This window comes from Salipiger sp. HF18, from assembly GCF_011806505.1.
Taxonomy (GTDB): Bacteria; Pseudomonadota; Alphaproteobacteria; order Rhodobacterales; family Rhodobacteraceae; genus Salipiger; species Salipiger thiooxidans.
This window is the reverse complement of record NZ_JAATOS010000419.1, coordinates 1-3,440: the sequence shown is the minus strand read 5'-3', so window position 1 is coordinate 3,440 and position 3,440 is coordinate 1. Positions and strand designations below refer to the sequence as shown.

The window sequence follows — 3,440 nt, the reverse complement described above, 5'->3', positions numbered from 1 at the left end:
AGTCTGCGTCCGGTCGGGGTCTGGTCCATCGACGACACGATGAGGCCCGCTGGGCGCTGGCTCAGGAAGTTGCGGATCAGCCCCTCTTCCTCGAGCGCGCTGTAGCGGTAGTTGCCGATCTGCACGAAGTAGCGGGTGCCCTGCACGCCCTCGTAGACGCCGCGCAGCACGTCCGAGAAGACGTTGTTGGTGAGCGACGGCACCAGCAGCCCGATGGTCGAGGTGCTGCGCGAGGCCAGCGCCGAGGCCGCGGGGTCCGGGGTGTAGCCGAGCCTCCGGATCGCCTCTTCGACCTTGCGGCGCGCCTTGTCCGACACGATCCCCGGAGAGCGAATCGTGCGGGAAACCGTGATCGCGCTAACACCGGCTTCGCGGGCCACATCCACCAGCGTGGGGCGATCTGAAGAGGTCTTGGTCTTGCGGGCCATCGGGCGTCTCGGGTCCTTCGTAATGTGCGCATATTTGCTGAACTTATCGAATCCTTCAAGAAATTCCGTCCATAAGCTCAGGCACATGGCCTCACGCCTCCGGCAGAGGGCATCGGAGATGCGTCTCGCAGGGCCCCGCCGGCCAAGCCTGTCTGAGCGCATGACAGACAAAATGATTGCGCTGTCATTTCCCGTCGCCTATTTTGCGGTCGACTCGGAACGCGGCAGGGAACCGCGACGAGCCTGAACGGATCAACGGGAGGAACCCCCTTATGACGACCCTGACTCGCCGCAGCCTGTTCCTTGGCACCGCCGTCGCCCTCGCGCTGGCCGGGACCGCACAGGCGCAGGAATTCACGTTCCGCATCCAGTCCTCGGACCCGGCCGGCAACACCAACTTCGTGCTGCAGAAGGAATGGGCCGAGATGGTCTCGGAGAAGACCGACGGCCGCGTCGCCGTCGAGATGCTGCCGGTGGAAACCATCGTTGCGCACTCCGAGACGATGGACGCGGTCGCCGCGGGCATCCTCGACGGCCATTTCACCGACACCTCCTATGCCTCGGGCAAGGATCCGGCCTTCGGCCTGATCGCCAACCCCGTCGGCGCATGGTCCGACCCCAGCCAGATGTTCGACTTCATGAACAACGGCGGCGGCAAGGAGCTGATGAACGAGATGCTCGAGCCCTACGGCCTGCATTTCATCGGCGCCACAACCCCGGGCCTCGAGGCCTTTGTCTCGAAGGTGCCGCTGGATGGCGTGGACGACCTCCAGGGCCTGAAGCTGCGCGCCCCCGAGGGCATGGTGCAGAACGTCTTCGCCGCAGCGGGCGCCGCTCCGGTGAACCTGCCCGGTTCCGAGGTCTTCACCTCGCTCGACAAGGGCGTGATCGACGCGGCCGACTACAACACCTTCTCGACCAACGCGGCGCAGGGCCTGCACGACGTGGCCAAGCACCCGGTCTACCCGGGCTTCCACTCGATGCCGCTGATCGAGGTCTCGGTGAACAAGGCCAAGTGGGACTCGCTGCCCGACGACCTGAAGACCGCGATGGAGGAGTCGGTGAAGGAATTCGCCGTCTACCAGTCCGAGACCGTGCACGAGCGTGACATGGAAGCCGCCGAAGAGGCCAAGGCCGGTGGCGAGATCACCATCCACGACTGGTCCGAAGAAGAGCGCGCCAAGTTCCGCGGTATCGCCCGCAGCCAGTGGGAGCAGGCCGCGAGCGCCTCGGCCAACTCGCAGAAGGTCTATGACCTGCTGACCGCCTACCTCGTCGAAAAGGGCCTGATGTCCGAGTGACGCTCTGACATCCCCAACGCCCCCGGCCGCCGAGGCCGGGGGTTTCCCGTTCCAGGACCGGAGACAGCCCGATGACCGACGCCATCGACGAAACCCTCGCCAGCCACAACGCCACGCCAGAACCCGTCCCGGAGGCAGGTGTCTTCGGCCTCGCCGTCAACGCGATTGGCGTGCTCTTCGCCATCGGCATCCTCGCCTCGGCGGGCCTGCTCTTTTACGAGGTGGTGATGCGCTACGTCTTCAACGCGCCCACCCGCTGGGTGCATGAGACCGTGGTCTTCCTCAGCGCCATCGCCTTTGTCTACGGCGGGCTCTACGCCGCCGCCATCGACAAGCACATCCGCGTGGTGCTGTTCTACGACCAGCTCTCGGCCGGGCTGAAGCGGGTCTTCGACGTGGCGATCTCGCTCACCTGCCTCGTGGCCTCGCTGTTCTTCGCGTGGGCGGCATGGCTCAGCGTCGAGCGCGCCGCCTGGACGCCGCAGGGCGACTTCCGGCTCGAGACCTCGGGCTCGGCGTGGAACCCGCCCTATCCGGGACTGCTCAAGATCTTCCTCTTCGTCATCCTGATCCTGCTGGCGGTCCAGTTCGCGATCTTCACGGTCAACTACCTGCGCAAGAAGGCCAAGTGATGGACTTTCTCCCCGACTTTCAGGCCATGGGCATCGGCGGCGCGACCTTCGCCATGTTCGTCATGCTCATGGTGCTGCTGCTCACCGGTATGCCGCTGGCCTTCGTCACCCTGCTGGTGGCGCTGATCTTCGCGCTTGGCTGGTTCGGCCCGATGGCGGTGCCGCTGATCACCTCGCGGATCTTCAGCTTCGTCAACAGCTTCGTCTTCGTCTCGGTGCCGATGTTCGTGCTGATGGCGGCGATCCTCGACCGCTCGGGCATCGCCCGCGACCTCTTCGACGCGATGAAGGTGCTCGCCGGCCGGATCCGCGGCGGCGTCGCCATCCAGACGCTGCTCGTCGCGGTGGTGCTGGCCGCCATGTCCGGCATCATCGGCGGCGAGGTCATCCTGCTGGGCCTGCTCGCCCTGCCGCAGATGCTGCGCCTCGGCTACGACCGCAACCTCGCCATCGGGGTCTGCTGCGCCGGCGGTGCGCTCGGCACCATGGTGCCGCCCTCGATCGTGCTCATCATCTACGGCCTCACCGCCAACGTCTCGGTGGGGGACCTGTTCTCGGCCGCCTTCGTCCCCGGCCTGATGCTGGCGTGCTTCTACGCCGCCTACATCCTGATCCGCGCCTACATGAACCCGGCGCTGGCCCCCGTGGCCGAGCCCGAGGACATGACCCGCGGCGAGAAGCTGCGCCTGCTCAAGGGCCTGTTCCTGCCGATCCTCGTGGTGGTCTTCGTGCTGGGCTCGATCTACGGCGGCATCGCTTCGGTGACAGAGGCCTCGGCCATCGGCGTGATCGGCGTGACGCTCTCGACCATCATCCGGGGCGAGTTCAGCGTCGAGCTGCTGATCGGCGCCGCCAAGCAGACCCTGCGCACCGTCGGCATGATCGTCTGGATCGGCATCGGCGCCTCGGCCCTCGTGGGCGTGTTCAACCTGATGGGCGGCATCAATTTCGTCTCCAGCCTCATCACCGGCATCTCGGACAACCCGACCGTGGTCATCCTGTTCATGATGCTGATCCTCTTCGTCCTGGGCATGTTCCTCGACTGGGTCTGCATCGCGCTGCTCTGCATGCCGATCTTC

At 65.8% G+C, this 3,440-nt stretch carries 4 protein-coding genes; 3 read left to right on the top strand and 1 reads right to left on the bottom strand.

The window, feature by feature from the left end; translation table 11 throughout:
* The coding region (locus tag HC022_RS21645) for a LacI family DNA-binding transcriptional regulator (protein WP_167453790.1) at window positions 1–428 on the bottom strand (428 nt) is incomplete at its 3' end.
* Between the two features lie 272 nt (window positions 429–700).
* On the opposite strand from HC022_RS21645, the gene HC022_RS21640 reads away from it, so the two are divergent.
* The 3 genes from HC022_RS21640 to HC022_RS21630 form a co-directional block, all read left to right on the top strand.
* A complete protein-coding gene (locus HC022_RS21640) occupies window positions 701–1,729 on the top strand; it encodes a TRAP transporter substrate-binding protein (RefSeq protein WP_008887563.1) in 1,029 nt (342 codons plus the stop codon).
* Window positions 1,730–1,800: 71 nt separating this feature from the next.
* Window positions 1,801–2,361 (top strand): TRAP transporter small permease subunit, encoded by a 561-nt coding sequence (locus HC022_RS21635; RefSeq protein WP_008887823.1) that lies wholly within the window; start codon window positions 1,801–1,803, stop codon window positions 2,359–2,361.
* Window positions 2,361–3,440, top strand: a 1,080-nt coding sequence (locus tag HC022_RS21630) for a TRAP transporter large permease subunit (RefSeq protein WP_167453789.1), incomplete at its 3' end; no start/stop codon positions are given. The genes HC022_RS21635 and HC022_RS21630, both read left to right, overlap by 1 nt.

Excerpts from the sequence above, each read along its gene's own strand:
- HC022_RS21640 (WP_008887563.1), top strand. The coding sequence starts at position 701 with ATGACGACCCTGACTCGCCGCAGCCTGTTCCTTGGCACCGCCGTCGCC.
- HC022_RS21635 (WP_008887823.1), top strand. The coding sequence starts at position 1,801 with ATGACCGACGCCATCGACGAAACCCTCGCCAGCCACAACGCCACGCCA.